Raw genomic sequence first — 16,331 nt, 5'->3', positions numbered from 1 at the left:
ATTGAAGTCTTTGACAAATTTGATTTTTGGATAACCGCTATGTAAAATATCGAATTCACCCGTTTCTTTATAATCTTTTAAGGGCCATATAGAAGAAACGCCAAAAAGGTAATAAAAGCACCAATCTTTGTTTTGTTACCGGTTTTAAGCTTAAATGTTGTACAGAAAAAGCCGAACAGTAAAATAAATAATGATCCAGCATAAAGATAGTATGGAATATTACTAATAAATTTTATTGCTTCATTTAAATTGGTATAAGTAACTGATGTTGCTATGGTTAGTGAGGGAGTACCATAAAGTAGCCTAATTGGAAAATATAGCGCTGCAATAATGGTGAATATAATAATGAATCCACTATATATTATTCGTAACTGATTGATAACGATTAGCAATGCGACGATACCAGCTGTATAGTTTAGTCTTGGTGGGTAACCCATAGCGTAATGAATTAGGCTGAATAATATAATAAGTAGCGATATTTTCAGCAAAAAATTTCGATTATCATTTATTATATCCGATTTAGATCAGTGATTACCCTTAATGCAACGATACACAAAGTTGAATTAGTTAATTTTATTAATAACATAAGTGATTTTTGGGGTGATTTATTGATGTTATTTATTGTATGAGATGGCTATTAATTAGTATTAAAGAGTTATTAAATCATAACTTGATATTATCTTATAATTATTTTTGCGATATTAAATTAATATTTGAGGTTTTTATTCGTGGATCAAGCCCAAAAAGATGTTTATTGGATGCGAAAAGCTATTTCACTAGCCAAAAATGCTCAAAAAAAAGGTGAAATTCCTGTTGGCGCGGTATTAGTACATGAAGATGAATTGATTGCAGAAGGTTGTAATCATCCTATTTTGTCTCATGATCCATCTGCTCATGCGGAAATTTTAGCTTTGCGGGCAGCGGGTCAATCTTTACAAAATTATCGCTTACTCAATACGACGCTTTATGTGACACTCGAGCCTTGTATTATGTGTGCCGGAGCTATGATCCATGCGCGCATCGGTCGTTTGGTATATGGCGCCTCTGATCAAAAAACTGGCGCTGCTGGTTCAATTATTGATGTTTTTAATCATCCGGATATGAATCATCGTATTCTGGTATTGGGATGGATTTTGGCCGATGAATGTTCGACGATGTTAAGTGTTTTTTTTCAACAACGGCGAGCAGAAAAAAAATTGGCCAGGAAATAGAAGCTAATACTGTTTGTAATGAATAGCCAAATTAGTCACTACTTTTTTCTTTGCTGCTGGTTCTAGAGAATAATAGCGGATCCCTTGCGGCGAGCTGCATATTTTGATTCATTTCCTTATTCTGTAGGTAACCCACCAAACTTTGGTGATAACGGCGGATATTTTCCACATAGCGATAGGCTTCATAGCCACGTGCATAACCGTAGGTTAATTTAGTAAAATATTTTTTCTTGCTAAGTAGCGGCAGTCTGGTTTTTACATCTAACCAACTGTCTGGATCTCCGCCTTGTATGCGTGTCAGTTTCCTGGCATCAAGCATATGTCCCAACCCCATATTATAGGCCGATAAGGCAAACCAAATACGATCATCAGGCGCAATAGTAGTTGGTAAGCGCGAAATCAGATATTGCAAGTAAGCGGCTCCACCTTTAATACTTTCCTCTGGATCCAGCCTATCTGACACACCCATAGTTTGTGCAGTAGGTACTGTTAGCATCATTAAACCACGAACACCGGTGGGTGATGTGGCTAGTGGATCCCAGTGTGATTCCTGCCAGGAAATTGCTGCTAGTAGACGCCAATCTATATCTTCTGCGTATTTTTTAAATAGATGCTTATATGTGGGCAAAATTTTATTAATTGCAGTAATAAAAGAAAGCGTATCAAAATAGTCAAAAGTAGCAACATGCCCAAAATATTTTTCATCTAAACGTGTTAAAAATTCTTCTTCATTACTTTTATTGAAGAAGTCTAACATTGCTGCATTTAGACTATTATCTTTTGAGTGTTTCATATACCAATTAAGGCTATGATCGTCGCTAACATTAAAAGCGACAGCAATGTTTGGATGAATACGTTGCTGCATAGCGACGACAATAGAATTTTCTAAGGTATAATCAATTTTCCCTTCAGCTAGCAGTTGCAATAACTGAGTCGCATTATAATGACTGGTTTCTTCCCATGCAAGATTTGGATATTTTTGCTTCAACTGTTGCAGCGTATTAGCGTTTACTGAATCAGTGGCAACGACAAACTTTCCTTTTACATCGTTCAAAGAGCGTGGACGACTTACCCCTTTGCGATAAATTAGCTGCTGGGAAACGGTATAGTAGTCAGGGCCAGGCTGTGCTTTATCGAGGCGCTTCTCATTATAAAGAAGTCCTGCAGTAATAAAGTCACTATTACCGTTTTCAAGGTCATTAAAAAGTTGATTGATATTTGAACGTACATTGATACGTAGCTTTACGCCAAGGTAATCGGCAAAGCGTTTAGTCAGTTCGTAATCAAATCCGCTTGCTTCTTGCTTATCGTTAAAGGACATAAGGGGTGAATTAATAGTACTTACACGTAATTCACCGCGAGAAATAATTCTCTTCACCTGGTCTTGCTGCTGGTTGGGCCACTCAATATTAAGTGTAATGACACCAACAGAAATTATAGAGACAATAACGATAACAAGATAATTAATTCTAATATTAATCAAATGGTTATATCTCGTTAGTTAAACATATTTTCTTAATTAAAATGACAAAATTATGGCCAATTTTTTAATAGCCGAACATTATGCTTAACAAAAGTAGAATTTGCAACTTAATTTAATCTATTTTACATATCTTTAACATTTGCGGGTGCGTGATAAATGTGCACGCAAACTGTTTCGTATTGGGTCATGATGATTTATAATAGCCTTCCAGTTTTCCTGATACATATCCTTCAGGCCAGCTTTATAAGTTAAGAGAATATATTACTATGGAAATTCTGCGTGGCTCACCCGCTTTATCGACATTTCGCATTACTAAGCTTCTTTCCCTATGCCAGAAGCAACTACCGGTTACTGACATTTATGCTGAATATGTACACTTTGCTGAACTTGGTGCGCCATTAAATCAGGATGATCGACAAAAACTAAGTCAATTGCTTCATTATGGTCCTTCATTAACTGAGCAACAGCCTGCTGGCCAGTTACTCTTGGTTACTCCTCGACCAGGCACTATTTCACCCTGGTCTTCAAAGGCAACGGATATTGCTCATAACTGTGGATTACAGCAGGTTATCCGGCTTGAGCGTGGAATTGCTTATTATATTATTTATTCCTCGCCATTGGATATATCACAATTGGATGATTTATCTGTCATTTTACATGATCTGATGGTTGAAACTGTTTGGACTTCTTTCGAGCAAGCAGAATCACTCTTTATGCACCATAAGCCGGCACCAATGGTGACGATAGAAATATTAAAAAACGGTCGTCGTGCACTTTAATTGGCAAATATTGAATTAGGGTTAGCGTTAGCTACAGATGAAATTGATTATTTAATGTATGCCTTCGAAACATTAGAACGGGATCCAACGGATGTTGAACTCTATATGTTTGCGCAAGCTAATTCAGAACATTGTCGGCATAAAATATTTAATGCCAGTTGGGTTATTGATGGTAAATCACAACCTAATTCTTTGTTTAATATGATAAAAAATACTTATCAACAAACGCCAGATTATATTTTATCAGCTTATAAAGATAACGCTGCCGTAATGGAAGGATCGAATATTGGGCGTTTTTTTCCTGATCCAGTAACCGGCAAATATGATTATCATCATGAAAATGCTCATATTTTGATGAAAGTAGAGACCCATAACCACCCAACAGCTATTTCTCCTTGGCCTGGTGCTGCCACCGGTTCAGGTGGAGAAATATGTGATGAAGGGGGAACAGAGCGTGGTGCAAAGCCTAAAGCCGGTTTAGTTGGATTTGCTGTTTCTAACTTACGTATTCCAGGTTTTAAAAAACCATGGGAACAACATTTTGGCAAACCACAGCGTATTGTTAGTGCGCTTAATATTATGCTTGATGGGCCATTGGGTGGCGCCGCTTTTAATAATGAATTTGGCCGACCAGCTTTATTAGGTTATTTTCGCACTTATGAAGAGCTAGTGAATAGTCATAATGGAGCAGAATTACGTGGTTACCACAAACCGATTATGCTAGCAGGCGGTATAGGTAATATTCTGGCAGAACATATTAAAAAGGGCAATATTCCAGTTGGCGCTAAATTAATCGTATTAGGTGACCCATCGATGAATATTGGGCTGGGAGGTGGCGCAGCTTCATCGATTACTTCAGGGCAGTCTGATATTGATCTTGATTTCGCTTCGGTGCAACGTGATAACCCTGAAATGGAGCGTCGTTGTCAAGAGGTTATTGATCGGTGCTGGCAGTTGGGAACTGATAATCCGATTCTATTTATTCATGATGTTGGTGCTGGTGGCCTTTCTAATGCTATGCCTGAGTTAGTGAATGATGCTGATCGAGGCGGAATATTTGAACTACGTCAAATATTGAATGATGAACCAGGCATGGATCCTCGTGAGATTTGGTGCAATGAATCTCAAGAGCGATATGTATTAGCTGTTTTACCTGAACAACTTCCCCTATTTGAGTCTATCTGTCGTCGAGAACGCGCGCCATATGCTGTTGTTGGTGAAGCGACGGAAAATCGCGATCTTGTTCTTAATGATAGTTATTTTACTAACCAGCCTATTTGCATGCCGCTAGATATTTTGTTAGGTAAAACGCCTAAAATGCTACGTGATGTTAGTTCTAAATTTGCTGCCGGTAAGCCGATTAATCGAGAAATGATAACCTTAACCGAAGCAGTTAAACTGGTATTACATTTGCCAGTAGTAGCAGAGAAAACTTTTCTGATTACAATTGGTGATCGCAGTGTTACCGGAATGGTGTCCCGCGATCAAATGGTTGGCCCTTGGCAGATCCCGGTTGCTGATTGTGCGGTCACGACAGCTAGTTTAGAAAATTATTATGGCGAAGCTATGTCGATCGGTGAGCGCTCACCCATTGCGCTATTGAACTATGCGGCATCTAGCCGGATGGCGGTTGGAGAAGCGTTGACCAATATCGCTGCTGCTTATGTTCAGGACTTAAAAAGGGTGAAGCTTTCCGCTAATTGGATGGTAGCAGCGGGACATCCTGGTGAAGATGCCAGTTTGTATCAAGCGGTGAAGGCTATTGGAGAAGAGCTATGTCCGGCATTAGGTTTAACTATCCCAGTTGGTAAAGATTCGATGTCAATGAAGACCACCTGGCATAATTGCGAACAGATTTGTGAAATGACGGCGCCGCTTTCTGTGGTTATTACCGCTTTTTCCCGGGTTGAGGATGTTCGTCTGACGGTTACACCTGAACTGAAAAGTGATCAAAATAATGCATTATTATTAATTGATCTCGGGCAAGGTCATAATGCATTGGGAGGTTCAGCACTTGCACAGGTATATCGGCAAATAGGTGATCATGCCCCGGATGTCCGTGATGCTAAATTATTAACCGGTTTCTTTAATGCAATTCAGGCGCTTACAAAAGAACAAAAATTATTAGCTTACCATGATCGTTCCGATGGTGGCCTATTTGTTACATTAGCAGAAATGGCATTTGCCGGTCATTGTGGGTTAGATATTGATATCGGTTATTATTATAAAGATATTCTTGCTGCTTTATTCAGCGAAGAATTAGGGGCAGTCATTCAGGTCAAGCAAGCGGATAGGGAAATGGTGGAAGCATGTTTGGCCGAGCATGGATTGGCTGGGTGTGTACTGTATCTTGGTACAGCAATTAAAGACGATATTGTTACTATCAATAGTCACGATAGAGAAATTTATCGTGAAAAACGTAGCCAATTGCGTTTATGGTGGGCTGATGAGACTACCTGGCAAATGCAACGTTTACGTGATAATCCTGCGTGTGCAGATCAAGAACATCAGGCTAAACAAGATCTGACAGATCCTGGATTGAATGTAAAAATAAACTTTGATCCAGCAGATGATATTGCAGCGCCTTATATTATGAAACCACGTCACCTAAAGTGGCTGTTTTACGTGAACAGGGTGTCAATTCTCATGTTGAAATGGCGGCCGCATTTCACCGTGCAGGTTTTACTGCCATTGATGTGCATATGAGTGATTTGTTAGCAGGCAGGGTAACACTCGCTGATTTTCAGCTATTAGTTGCCTGTGGCGGCTTTTCTTATGGTGATGTATTGGGTGCGGGAGAAGGCTGGGCAAAATAAATTTTATTCAATTCACGCGTACGTGACGAATTTGCAGGCTTTTTTACTCGTTCTGATACTTTATCATTAGGCATATGTAATGGCTGTCAAATGATGTCTAATCTCAACCAGTTGATTCCAGGTGCTGAACATTGGCCACGATTTGTACGTAATCGTTCAGAACGCTTTGAAGCGCGTTTTAGTTTGGTCAAAGTGATGGAAAGTCCTTCACTATTTTTACAAGATATGGCTGATTATCAGCTACCAATAGTGGTATCTCATGGTGAAGGTCAAGTTGAAATGCGAGACATTGCGCATCTTGACCAGTTGGAAAAAAATCATTTAGTTGCGCTACGTTTTGTTGATAATTATGGTCAGGTTACTCAACAGTATCCAGCAAATCCAAATGGATCGATTAATGGTATTACTGCAGTGACCAGCTTAGATGGGCGGCGACTATCATGATGCCCCATCCGGAGCGAGTATTTCGTACAGTTACCCATTCATGGCATCCGCCAGAATGGGGCGAAGATAGCCCCTGGATGCGTATTTTTCGTAATGCGCGGCGGCAGCTGGGTTGATATTGATATAAATATTTTTCCCTATGGCTAATTAAAGTGATAAAAACTTGGGTAGTCATAGGAGATAAAATGTAATTTTTGAGCGGTTGATTGAAAATAAGTAAAAATAAATTTCATTATGAGCTAAATTTAGCTGAAATTTGATGTTGATTATTATTAAAATTATTTAAATTTGCTTATTAAATCTTATAACTGTCGTTCATTAGCTAAGTGATAAAAATAAGTTGTCTCTAATTGGAGACATTTAATTTTATGATTTTTTGTTAATATTTTATTCACTTAATGAAATGTCGCTAATAGGCGACATTTTTATTAAAAATCATGGCATTAAATTTAATGAAAAACCATTTTAAATGCTTAAGAAATTTATTTTACATTAAATTTCAATAAGTTAATAAAATTTTTAAAAAGTTGGCATATAAGGTACATACTATATTGGGTAGTAGATCATTCAACTTTTTATGTTGGTCCCAATATAGAGGGATGCACACCACATAAGCCAGGAATGATGCCAAAAGTCAGGTGCCTACCGTCCAGCAGCATGATATTTGCTTATAAACAAGCTTTATCAAACATCGGGCGACACGTGGAGTGAGGCACCATCTATTAAAAATTCTCTGCTCTCCTCGCCAATATCGGTGGGGCGCAGTGAATTATTTAATAAAGTATTTATTGCTGCTTAAGCGCATGAATATTATTTACTCTCCTTGCCTTATTCCCTTATTAATTAAAATGTTACCCTCGATTTTGGTGATTAAAAGACTGTTTTTCTCATAATAATAAAATTAGAAATTTTTTATTAAATCGGCATGCAAATTCACTATCGAATATAAGTTCTGTTACCATAATAGTTTGAATAGGTAATGAGATGATTTCTTTGAATAAGTGGCATTCTTTTCCGCGTTCACTACGCCAACTGGTGGTGATGGCTTTTTTATTGGTTCTTTTGCCATTATTAATATTGGCATACCAGGCCTATCAAAGTTTAGATCAATTGAGTAATCAAGCGGCTGATATCAACCGAACCACTTTGCTTGATGCTAGGCGCAGTGAAATCATGACGAGTACTGCGCTTGAAATGGAGCGTAGCTATCGTCAATACTGTGTGTTAAACGATCAAACTTTTGCTGCTTTATATAAGAAAAAATGGCAAGAATATAGTGAGATGCTAGCTCGCCAAATGACTATTTTGCCTGATAAAAACCAAATCACGACTATTCAAACCTTACTGGAAGATCTCTTCGATTTAAAATGCGAAAATAACTCACCTATCCCGGCAATGGCGGAGGCACTTGAACGTTTTTCGGTTACCAACAATCAGTTAGTACAATTAACACGTGATGTTGTATTTGGACGAGGTACGCAATTGCAGAATGCAATTGCTGAAAAAGGTCAATATTTTGGTTGGCAAACGCTAATTGTGTTTTTATTGAGTGTATTATTAGTTGTGTTGTTTACTAGAATGATTATTGGTCCGGTTAAAGCTATTGAGCGTATGATTAATCATCTTGGGGCAGGAGGAACACTTTTCACCAGACTTGAACGTTTTAAGGGCCCTAGTGAGTTACGTTCATTAGCTCAGCGTATTGTTTGGTTAAGTGAGCGACTGAGCTGGTTGGAATCACAACGGCACGAATTTTTACGTCATATTTCTCATGAATTAAAGACACCTTTAGCCAGTATGCGTGAAGGGGCTGAACTATTAGCTGATGAAGTAGCAGGGCCTTTGACTTTAGATCAAAGAGAGGTTGTCGCTATTTTGGATAATAGTAGTAAACATTTGCAACAACTCATTGAGCAATTATTAGACTATAATCGTCAGTTAGCCGATGGGCCAGCACTGATTCAGCAAATTGATTTAACCAAGTTAGTGGCCAATGTCGTTTCCTCAAATAATTTAACGGCTAGAGCTAAAAATATTCAAACTGAAATTGATTTAAATATTACTCATTGCTGTGCAGAGCCAACTTTTTTGGCAAGAGTGATTGATAATCTCTATTCTAATGCAGTGCACTACGGTTCTGAATCGGGTAAGATCTGGATAATAAGCAATGAAACTGATGATAAACTCCAAATCGATATCGCTAATACAGGAACACCTATCCCAGAATCTGAACAAAATATGATTTATGAACCTTTTTTTCAAGGATCTTTATTGCGTAAAGGGGCAGTAAAAGGGAGCGGATTAGGATTAAGCATTGCCCAAGATTGTATTAAAAGAATGAATGGTCAATTGTTGCTTATTGATTGTCAGTTTGCTGATGTCTGTTTTCGTATTGAGCTACCACTAACCACAGAGTATGAATAATGCCAAATTGGTCTAATTACAACACCCTAATAGACGCAGGGATAATGCGGAAAACATGGCATATTGCATTTGCGAAGCTAAGTTGTGGGGGATTTTTTTCCACTAAATGGAAAGTGAAGTTAACAACACTTCTTTTACCTTTTTTATTAATAGCTTGTAGTAAATATCACCATCCAGTACCACTGGATATGATAAATGAATCGATACCAATAGAAGAACGTATAACAGATTATCGCTATGTTACTTGTGAAAAAATATGTAATATAGATAGTGAGAATGCTTCAGATAATCCGCTTTACTGGTTGAGAATTGTTGACTGTGCTAATCGATTGAATAAAGAGCAAGCGGCTTTGATGGCTAACACGATTCATTTAATTAATTGGCAAAATGTTTTTCGACATAGTATTTTACTCGATGTCGCAGAGCCAACCGTCACTGCCCGGCGTAAAGTGATTGATAATTTGAATAGTTATAGTTTGCAGTTCCCTTCACCTATTCGCCCACTGTTAGAATTATGGCGTGAAAAGCAAATTCAGATTGTTAATGTTGAAGAAGCAAATGCTAAATATTTACGTTTACAACAAGAGAGCGATAATAAACTAGATCGTTTAGCTGAACAAAACGCTCATCTAACCTATGAATTAAATATTGTCTCACGTAAGTTGGAAAATCTGACCGATATTGAACGACAACTTTCTTCACGCAAACAGCAGGAACAAAATGTTTCAAGTGGAAAAATGGATACAAGCAGTACCAATTCAACAGCAAATAGCGCAGAGCCGAAAACGAAAGATGTGATTAAAGAGTCTCATCAGGTTGATAAAAGCGGAGAAAATCCCCAATGACAGTGCATAAATCAGCCAATCTATTATTGGTAGATGATGATCCCGGTCTATTGAAATTATTGGGTATGCGTTTGACTAGTGAAGGATTTAAGGTGGTTACCGCAGAGAATGGTGTGGATGCCTTGAAAATTCTAGCAAAAGATAAAATTGATCTGGTTATCAGTGATTTGCGTATGGATGAAATGGATGGCATGGCACTTTTTGCGGAGATACAGAAACAGCAGCCAGGCATGCCGGTCATGATTTTAACGGCGCATGGTTCAATCCCTGATGCGGTAGCGGCAACACAAAGAGGGGTATCGAGTTTTCTCACTAAGCCAGTTGATCGTGATGCTCTCTATAAAGCGATTGGTGAAGCCTTAGCTATGTCAATTTCCGTTTCTAATGAAAATTGGAGTGAGGAAATTGTCACTCGTAGCCCGATAATGCTTCGTTTATTAGAACAGGCACGTATGGTGGCGCAATCTGATGTTAGTGTATTAATAAATGGGCAAAGTGGTACTGGTAAAGAAGTGTTGGCACGAGCAATTCATCGTGCTAGTCCTAGAGCTAAAAAATCCTTTATTGCAATTAACTGTGGGGCTTTACCTGAGCAGCTTTTAGAATCGGAGCTGTTTGGTCATGCCAAGGGCGCTTTTACCGGTGCGGTTACACATCGTGAAGGTCTATTTCTCGCTGCGCAAGGTGGGACACTATTTCTCGATGAAATTGGTGATATGCCTTTGTCTCTTCAAGTGAAACTATTGCGGGTTTTACAAGAACGTAAAGTGCGGCCTTTAGGCAGTAACCGTGATTTGGATATTGATGTTCGAATTATTTCAGCGACCCATCGTGATTTACCAAAGGCAATGGAAAAAAATGAATTTCGGGAAGATCTATATTACCGTTTGAATGTGGTAAATATCAAAATTCCTACCCTTAATGAGCGTTCGGAGGATATCCCTTTATTAGCAAATCATTTGTTAAGGGAATCAATAAAGCGTCATAAACCTTTTGTGCGTAGCCTATCGAGGGATGCAATGAAATGCTTAATGGTGGCAAATTGGCCGGGTAATGTAAGGCAATTAGTGAATGTTATTGAGCAGTGTGTTGCATTAACAACCGCGCCGGTTATTAGTGAAGCATTAGTCATTCAGGCGCTGCAAGGCGAGAATACTGCATTACCTACTTTTGTTGAGGCTCGCAATCAATTTGAGCTTAATTATTTGCGTAAATTGTTACAAATGACAAAAGGTAATGTTACCCATGCCGCGCGTATGGCAGGTCGAAACCGAACGGAGTTTTATAAATTATTAGCCAGGCATAAACTGGATGCTAATGATTTTAAAGAATAATTTTTATTATGTCTGGAGAATGAAATTTTATGAACCGAACGCTGAATATTGCACTAGCACAATTAAATTGGCTGGTAGGTGATATTGAAGGCAACTGTGAACGCATGTTGCAGGAAGCTAAGGCTCAACAGTTACAGGGATCAGATCTTATTCTGTTTTCGGAATTAGCTTTAACTGGCTATCCGCCAGAGGATTTACTTTTTCGGCCGGATTTTTACCAACGCTGTAGCAAACAGCTTGATCGTATGAAAGACGCTAGTCAAAATATCGCCATTGTTGTTGGTCATCCATGCTGGCAAAATGAAAAATGTTATAATGCATTGTCATTTTTCTGGCAGGGGCAGTTAGTGGCGCAAGATTTTAAGCAACAATTGCCTAATTATGGTGTTTTTGATGAAAAGCGTTATTTTCATTCAGCTAACGAAACTTGTGTAATACCTTTTAAAGGTTACAAGTTAGGTTTTTTAATTTGTGAAGATGTCTGGTTTGATGAGCCAGTTGATGCAATTAAAGCCCAAGGCACTGATGTCCTCATTATCATTAATGCTTCACCTTACAATCGTGAAAAGCCGCATATTCGTTGGACATTATTAAAATCACACTGCCAAAGAACCCAATTACCAATTGTCTATTTAAACCAGGTTGGTGGACAAGATGAGCTCATCTTTGATGGCGGCTCAAAAGTATTCAATGGCAAGGGTGAGAGAACGCATTATTTAGCGCAGTTTGCTGAGCAAGTTCTCCAGTGTAAATTTAGTGATGATGAACCACTGCCAGTGGCTAATTCAGCAGAAACTTTATCACCGATAGCCCAGGTTTATGAAGCATTAGTCATGGCAACCCGTGACTATATTAATAAAAATGGATTCTCTGGCGTTATTTTGGGATTATCAGGCGGAATTGATTCGGCTTTAACCTTGGCTATTGCAGTAGATGCTTTAGGTAAAGATAAAGTTCAGGCAGTAATGATGCCTTTCAAATATACCGCTGAAATGAGTATCCATGATGCCAAAGAGCAGGCAGCATTGTTAGATATTGAATTTGCGATAATATCTATTGAAGCTATGTATGATGCATTTATGGCAGGTTTGTCACCATTATTTATCGGCATGGCGCCCGACACAACCGAAGAGAATTTACAGGCTCGCTGTCGGGCTATCATTCTGATGGCAATATCTAATAAGTGTGGCCGTTTAGTATTAACGACCAGTAACAAAAGTGAGTCCGCCGTTGGTTATACTACTCTTTATGGTGATATGGCCGGCGGGTTTGCGGTGCTTAAAGATGTACCAAAGATGTTAGTATTTGAGCTAGCAAAGTATCGAAATACGATTTCACCAATCATCCCTCAGCGCGTGATCGAACGGCAGCCTTCTGCTGAGCTAGCGCCAGGGCAGCTCGATCAGGATAATTTACCCCCTTATCCTGTATTGGATGCGATCCTGGAAGGTTATGTTGAACAGGATAAATCGGTCAGTGAATTAGTTGCGGCTGGATTTGATGAAGTAACAGTTCGTAAAGTGATCAAGTTAGTTGATATTAATGAATATAAACGGCGTCAGGCACCGATAGGTCCGCGCGTTACAATGCGAAATTTCAACAAGGATAGGCGTTACCCAATTACTTCGGCTTTTGGTCGTAAAAACTGGTGATAATAGGATAATTTGATGAAAAAAATTGATGCAATTATCAAACCTTTCAAGTTGGATGATGTAAGAGAAGCTTTAGCAGATGTCGGCATAACCGGAATGACAGTGACGGAAGTAAAAGGGTTTGGCCGCCAAAAAGGTCATACATAACTTTATCTGTGGTGCAGAATATATGGTTGATTTTTTGCCTAAAGTAAAAATTGAAATTGTTGTTCCGGACGATATTGTTGACAGTTGTATCGAAACGATAATATAGACGGCACAAACGGGAAAAATTGGTGATGGTAAAATTTTTGTTTATGATATTGCTCATGTGATCCGTATTAGAACCGGCGAGCAGGATGAAGCGGCTATTTGATTTTAAAGGGTAACAGATGGTTGAAAGTTACAAAGGAGTTGATATGGAATCTGTAACTTTTTGTTCCACCTGTTACCACTTCCCCTGGTTTTAGTGAGGGTTTTAATTATTATTGTTCATTTCTCTCAATAACTTTATGTGGTCCAAAACACTCATAGTGGATGTGACTGGTATTTACACCCATGGCGAGCAACTGTTTGGCAATAAATTGCATAAAGTTGACTGGACCACAGAAGTAATAATGCATATTTTTAAGATTAAGCTGCTCTTTTACTTTTGACAGCTCCATTAACCCTTGGTATTGGTACTGTTCTTGTGGTCTGTCTTGCTCTCGTGGATTGTTATACCAAACGGCACTGAAGCCATGAGTAAAATCGGTTAATTTATTTTTTACTTCATTAGCAAAGGCGTGATTGATGTCCACCATGCTCTGTCGCGTGTAGCCAATTCAGTGGTGCTTTATATTGTTGCTGATGTAACTTTTCCAACATACTTATCATCGGCGTTAAGCCGACACCGGCTGAAATTAGTGTTACTGGTGTATCGGCATTAACGGCGAGAAAAAAATCACCGCATGGTGGTGCCAGTTTGACGATGTCACCTTCTTTTATCTCATTATGAAGATAGTTTGACACACTTCCTTTTTCTTCACGTTTTACAGCGATACAATAACTTTTGCCATTAGGTGCATTGGTTAATGAATATTGCCGAATTTGTTGATTAGTGAGTTTTTCATTATCCTGTAGGTAAATAGTTAAATATTGTCCTGGGCGGAAATCGACTACTTCATTACCATCTTCTGGAATAAATTGAAAACTGGTGATCGTTTCGCTGCGCGGGATCTTTTTAGCCACTTTGCAATGACGTAAACCTCGCCAACCTCCGATACGCTCTTCATTTGTTTGGTAGTTCTGCTCTTCACGGTTAATAAAGATATCGGCTAGCACGTTAAAATCTTTAGCCCAGGCATCAATAATTTCTTTTCCAGGCTGAAATAGCTCATCGATGGTATGCAATAGATGTTGACCAAAAATCGAATAATGTTCAGGTTTTATATTCAGACTGGCATGTTTTTGGGCGATTTTTTCAATGGCAGGCAGTAAGGCTGAAACATTATCAATATTGCTGGCAGAGAGGCAAATGGCATTGAATAAAGCTTCTCTTTGTTCACCATTAATTTGATGAGTCATGTTGAAAATATCTTTTAATTCAGGGTTATGTTAAAACATACACTGATAAAAATGAGCGGTTAATTTAGGGCCGGTGGAGACAATAAGAGGAATAGTTGATTTGACGGTCGCGATAGTTTGAGTATCTATCATATAAAGTTCCTAAGTTTTGGCCAGAGTTTATAAGTTGCATTTCATATGCAACTTAAATTGTTTAATGTTAAAAGTAAATAATTAATTGTAAAACTTAGATTGAATTAGCATATTTAATTGGCAATAAAATCGCTATTGAGAAATGTTTTTATTTGATAATTAGGATGTGGCAATCGTTTGCGTAATTTTTTATTTTTGGGATATCTCAGTTAGCTAAAAGAGTTTACACTGTGTGATATTCATTTAGTTGAATAAAGATTTAAAATGTGGCTGAGTCAGGAGAAGTAAATGTTAAAGCGCGAAATGAATATTGCAGATTATGATCAAGAACTATGGCAGGCAATGGAAAATGAAGTTAAGCGTCAGGAAGAGCATATTGAGTTAATCGCTTCAGAAAATTATACCAGTCCAAGAGTTATGCAGGCTCAAGGTTCTCAACTTACGAATAAATACGCCGAAGGATATCCTGGTAAACGTTATTATGGTGGTTGTGAATATGTTGATATTGTTGAACAACTCGCTATAGATCGAGCAAAAACTCTATTTGATGCGGATTTTGCTAATGTTCAGCCACACTCAGGTTCACAAGCTAATACTGCTGTTTATATGGCTTTATTGCAACCTGGTGATAAGGTATTAGGTATGAATTTGGCACATGGTGGACATTTAACCCATGGCTCACCCGTCAATTTTTCTGGTAAGCTTTATAATATCGTTCCTTACGGTATCGATGAAGAGGGTAAAATTGATTACGACGATATAGCCACTCAGGCACAAAAACATAAACCTAAAATGATCATTGGCGGTTTTTCTGCTTATTCAGGCGTGGTTGACTGGGCTAAAATGCGTCAAATTGCAGATAGTATTGGGGCTTACTTATTTGTTGATATGGCACATGTCGCTGGCTTGATCGCTGCTGGCGTTTATCCTAACCCTGTTCCTCATGCACATGTCGTGACGACCACTACCCATAAGACTTTAGCGGGCCCTCGTGGTGGTTTGATCTTGGCTAAAGGTGGTGATGAAGCGTTTTACAAAAAACTAAATTCTGCCGTATTCCCTGGTGCTCAGGGTGGCCCATTAATGCATGTTATTGCTGGCAAAGCGGTTGCATTAAAAGAAGCGATGGAGCCTGAATTTAAAACTTATCAACAACAAGTGGCTAAAAATGCGAAAACAATGGTGGAAGTTTTCATCAAACGTGGTTACAAGGTTGTTTCTGGTGGAACTGAAAACCATTTATTTTTATTAGATTTAGTGGATAAATGGATCACAGGTAAAGAGGCAGATGCTGCGCTGGGTCGCGCTAATATTACCGTTAATAAAAATGGTGTACCGAATGATCCTCAGAGCCCATTTATTACTTCAGGTATTCGTATTGGTTCACCCGCCATTACTCGTCGTGGTTTTACAGAAAAAGAATCGGCTGAATTGGCCAATTGGATATGTGATATTTTGGATAAGATTGATGATGAAAGCGTGATCCAAAATGTAAAACAAAAAGTATTGTTGATTTGCCAACAGTTTCCTGTTTATGCATAAATAAGTTAAAATTTAGTCATCCGTTTCGGCCCGTTTTAGTTGTTAACTGAAACGGGCTTTTTACATCGATAATCAAATGGGAATAAATAATGATTATTCCATCAACACGTTGGCTTGCTTTAGA

Annotated in this window: 8 protein-coding genes and 3 pseudogenes; 8 read left to right on the top strand and 3 right to left on the bottom strand. The window is 38.5% G+C overall.

Annotation, left to right across the window (positions count from 1 at the left end):
• Nucleotides 1-77 precede the first annotated feature (77 nt).
• Nucleotides 78-437, bottom strand: a complete 360-nt coding sequence (locus E3U36_RS09320; RefSeq protein ID WP_180816338.1) for a hypothetical protein — start codon at nucleotides 435-437, stop codon at nucleotides 78-80.
• Between the two features lie 291 nt (nucleotides 438-728).
• Between E3U36_RS09320 and tadA the strand changes: the two genes are divergently transcribed.
• Nucleotides 729-1,211, top strand: coding sequence for a tRNA adenosine(34) deaminase TadA (gene tadA, locus E3U36_RS09315; protein WP_180816337.1), 483 nt, complete (start codon nucleotides 729-731; stop codon nucleotides 1,209-1,211).
• A gap of 31 nt (nucleotides 1,212-1,242) precedes the next feature.
• Here the strand turns inward: tadA and mltF are convergent, their stop codons facing one another.
• Nucleotides 1,243-2,694, bottom strand: a complete 1,452-nt coding sequence (mltF, locus tag E3U36_RS09310) for a membrane-bound lytic murein transglycosylase MltF (protein ID WP_180816336.1) — start codon at nucleotides 2,692-2,694, stop codon at nucleotides 1,243-1,245.
• 266 nt (nucleotides 2,695-2,960) lie between these two features.
• Between mltF and purL the strand changes: the two are divergent.
• The 6 genes and pseudogenes from purL to glnB all read left to right on the top strand — a co-directional run bounded on the left by purL (nucleotide 2,961) and on the right by glnB (nucleotide 13,343).
• Nucleotides 2,961-6,849 (top strand): annotated as a pseudogene (purL, locus tag E3U36_RS09305) (phosphoribosylformylglycinamidine synthase).
• An 868-nt stretch (nucleotides 6,850-7,717) separates the two neighbouring features.
• Nucleotides 7,718-9,157, top strand: coding sequence for a sensor histidine kinase (locus E3U36_RS09300; RefSeq protein WP_180816335.1), 1,440 nt, complete (start codon nucleotides 7,718-7,720; stop codon nucleotides 9,155-9,157).
• Nucleotides 9,157-10,002: a two-component system QseEF-associated lipoprotein QseG gene (qseG, locus tag E3U36_RS09295; protein ID WP_180816334.1), complete on the top strand. Its 846-nt coding sequence runs from the start codon at nucleotides 9,157-9,159 to the stop codon at nucleotides 10,000-10,002. Before E3U36_RS09300 ends, qseG begins: the two co-directional genes overlap by 1 nt.
• A complete protein-coding gene (gene glrR / locus E3U36_RS09290) occupies nucleotides 9,999-11,336 on the top strand; it encodes a two-component system response regulator GlrR (RefSeq protein ID WP_180816333.1) in 1,338 nt (445 codons plus the stop codon). The genes qseG and glrR overlap by 4 nt, the downstream gene beginning before the upstream one ends.
• A 29-nt stretch (nucleotides 11,337-11,365) precedes the next feature.
• On the top strand, nucleotides 11,366-12,988 hold the full coding sequence (locus E3U36_RS09285; RefSeq protein ID WP_180816332.1) for an NAD+ synthase: 1,623 nt from the start codon (nucleotides 11,366-11,368) through the stop codon (nucleotides 12,986-12,988).
• A gap of 15 nt (nucleotides 12,989-13,003) precedes the next feature.
• Nucleotides 13,004-13,343, top strand: a pseudogene (glnB, locus tag E3U36_RS09280) (nitrogen regulatory protein P-II).
• 109 nt (nucleotides 13,344-13,452) lie between these two features.
• On the opposite strand, the pseudogene hmpA reads toward glnB, so the two are convergent.
• Nucleotides 13,453-14,665, bottom strand: a pseudogene (gene hmpA / locus E3U36_RS09275) (NO-inducible flavohemoprotein).
• 288 nt (nucleotides 14,666-14,953) lie between these two features.
• On the opposite strand from hmpA, the gene glyA reads away from it, so the two are divergent.
• On the top strand, nucleotides 14,954-16,207 hold the full coding sequence (gene glyA / locus E3U36_RS09270) for a serine hydroxymethyltransferase (protein WP_180816331.1): 1,254 nt from the start codon (nucleotides 14,954-14,956) through the stop codon (nucleotides 16,205-16,207).
• The last annotated feature ends 124 nt before the right edge of the window (nucleotides 16,208-16,331 follow it).

The organism is Arsenophonus endosymbiont of Aphis craccivora (genome assembly GCF_013460135.1).
GTDB classification, from domain to species: Bacteria; Pseudomonadota; Gammaproteobacteria; order Enterobacterales; family Enterobacteriaceae; genus Arsenophonus; species Arsenophonus nilaparvatae.
The sequence above is the reverse complement of the archived record's forward strand: the minus strand, read 5'-3'. Positions and strand labels throughout refer to the sequence as shown.

Excerpts from the sequence above, each read along its gene's own strand:
- E3U36_RS09320 (WP_180816338.1), bottom strand. The coding sequence starts at position 437 with ATGGGTTACCCACCAAGACTAAACTATACAGCTGGTATCGTCGCATTG.
- E3U36_RS09300 (WP_180816335.1), top strand. The coding sequence starts at position 7,718 with ATGATTTCTTTGAATAAGTGGCATTCTTTTCCGCGTTCACTACGCCAA.
- qseG (WP_180816334.1), top strand. The coding sequence starts at position 9,157 with ATGCCAAATTGGTCTAATTACAACACCCTAATAGACGCAGGGATAATG.
- glrR (WP_180816333.1), top strand. The coding sequence starts at position 9,999 with ATGACAGTGCATAAATCAGCCAATCTATTATTGGTAGATGATGATCCC.
- E3U36_RS09285 (WP_180816332.1), top strand. The coding sequence starts at position 11,366 with ATGAACCGAACGCTGAATATTGCACTAGCACAATTAAATTGGCTGGTA.
- glyA (WP_180816331.1), top strand. The coding sequence starts at position 14,954 with ATGTTAAAGCGCGAAATGAATATTGCAGATTATGATCAAGAACTATGG.